The sequence below is a fragment of the Pontimicrobium sp. MEBiC01747 genome, from assembly GCF_053601635.1.
The window spans coordinates 1-2,340 of sequence record NZ_JBSHNS010000156.1 but is presented as its reverse complement, the minus strand read 5'-3'; the positions used below and the strand labels follow the sequence as shown (position 1 = coordinate 2,340).

At 32.1% G+C, this 2,340-nt stretch carries 3 protein-coding genes; all 3 read left to right on the top strand.

Annotated features, from left to right (window positions below):
- The first annotated feature begins 15 nt into the window (after window positions 1-15).
- Window positions 16-1,341: an ABC1 kinase family protein gene (locus ACVC2P_RS04430; RefSeq protein ID WP_452597277.1), complete on the top strand. Its 1,326-nt coding sequence runs from the start codon at window positions 16-18 to the stop codon at window positions 1,339-1,341.
- Window positions 1,342-1,349: 8 nt separating this feature from the next.
- Window positions 1,350-1,973 carry a flavin reductase family protein gene (locus ACVC2P_RS04425; protein ID WP_452597276.1) on the top strand — a complete coding sequence of 208 codons (624 nt, stop codon included), beginning with the start codon at window positions 1,350-1,352 and terminating at the stop codon, window positions 1,971-1,973.
- Between the two features lie 2 nt (window positions 1,974-1,975).
- Window positions 1,976-2,340: NAD(P)H-binding protein (locus ACVC2P_RS04420; RefSeq protein ID WP_452597275.1), on the top strand; the 365-nt coding region annotated here is incomplete at its 3' end.

The window sequence follows — 2,340 nt, the reverse complement described above, 5'->3', positions numbered from 1 at the left end:
CTAAAACAGAAGCCTTTGAAAACAATAGATAAAATACCCACATCAAAAATTCAGCGTGCAACAAAATTAGTACAAACAGGTGCAAAAGTTGGAGTTAACTACCTTAAATATTACGGAGATAGATTAACAAAAACAGAAGACGAATCTAAAGAGCGCCTAAACGAAAACAATGCTGAGGATATTTATAATGGCTTAAAAACTTTAAAAGGAAGCGCATTAAAAGTAGCACAAATGCTTAGTATGGAGAAAAGCATTTTGCCACAAGCTTATGTAGAAAAGTTTTCTTTAGCACAATTTTCTGTACCACCTTTATCACCACCACTAGTAACAAAAACATTTAAAAAATACTTTGGTAAGTTACCAACAGAAATATACGATAAGTTTAAGGCAACCTCAGTAAATGCAGCAAGCATAGGACAAGTACATTTGGCTGAAAAATATGGAAAGAAGTTAGCTGTAAAAATTCAATACCCAGGAGTAGCAGACAGTATTGCGAGTGATTTAGCTTTAGTAAAACCAATAGCCATTAAAATGTTTAACATAAGAGGAAAAGACTCCGATAAATATTTTAAAGAAGTTGAAGACAAATTAAGAGAAGAAACAAATTACTTACTAGAAATAAAACAAAGTAAAGCCATAGTAGAAGCTTGTAAACACATACCTAACCTAAAGTTTCCGGAGTATTATGAAGCATTGTCTTCTGAAAGAATTATTACTATGGACTGGATGGAAGGTGAACACCTTAGCGAATTTACAGCACACAACACAGACGAAGCATTAGCAAATAAGCTTGGGCAAGCCCTTTGGGACTTTTACATGTACCAAATACACGTACTTAGAAAAGTACACGCAGATCCTCATCCTGGAAATTTCTTAATAGCCAAAGATGAAAAACTAATAGCCTTAGATTTTGGTTGTATGAAAGCAGTACCAGAATACTTCTACACACCTTACTTTGAGTTAGCTAAACCCGAAGTTATTAACGATACAAAACAATTTGAAGAAAAAATGTATGCTTTAGAAATTCTTAGAAAAGATGATACAAAGGCAGAAATAGAATTCTTTTCAAACATGTTTTTCGAGATGTTAAGCTTGTTTACTAAGCCATTTCATAATGAAACCTTCGACTTTTCAGACGAAACCTTTTTTAATGCAGTTGCAGAATTAGGAGAACGTTACAGTAAAAATACCGAATTACGAAAAATGAACGGAAACAGAGGCTCTAAACATTTTATATACATCAATAGAACATTTTTTGGCTTATATAATTTAATGTTCGATTTAAAGTCAAAAAACATCAAAATAAATAATTTCAACACGTTAAAACAGCACCAAGCGTAATTCAACTTATGAAACATTTTAGTAAAAATAACATAGAAGAATTACATCACTTATACCGCATAAACCTAATAAATAGTTGTTCTGGGTTTAAGTCTGCCAACCTAATAGGTACAAAATCTAAAGACGAAGTAGAAAACGTTGCTGTATTTAGTTCTGTAACGCACATAGGGTCAAGCCCTCCCCTTCTAGGCTTTTTTTGTAGGCCAACAACAGTAATACGTAACACCTACGAGAATATAAAAGAAACAGGAGTATATACAATTAATCACATACACGAAAATAATATAGAAGACGCGCACCATACCTCTGCTAAATACAATAGAAACATATCAGAATTCGAAGTCACTAGCTTAGTTTCAGAATATAAAAATGATTGTTTTGCACCTTATGTAAAAGATGCGCCCGTACAGTTAGAGATGAAATTTGTAGAAGAATATCATATTTCAGCTAATGATACCATTTTAATAATTGGAGAAATACAGAATTTATACTTAAATGAAGGTTTATTAGAAAAAGACGGTTTTATTAACCTATCTAAAGCTAATGTGGCAGCAATTAACGGATTAGATGGTTATACAATACCTACTTTAAAAACAAGATTAGCCTACCAACGACCAAAAGAAATTATTTAAAAATGAAAGTATTAGTAACAGGAGCAACAGGTTACATAGGTAAACGTATTATTCCGTTACTTTTAGAGCAAGGTCATGAAGTCGTTTGTGCAGTGCGTGGTAAACTACGAACAGAGCAGCGTTACAAAACAGAAGATAATATTACAGTTGTTGAAGCAGATTTTTTAGCGCCAGAAACCTTAAACAATATCCCAAAAAATATAGATGCTGCTTATTACTTAATACATTCTATGTCTAATTCCATTAGTAAATTTCAGCAAATGGAAAATGACTGCGCTGTAAATTTTAAAAACTATATAGAACAAACAAACACTAAACAAGTTATTTATTTAAGTGGTATAACTAATGATACTAAACTCTCCAGTCA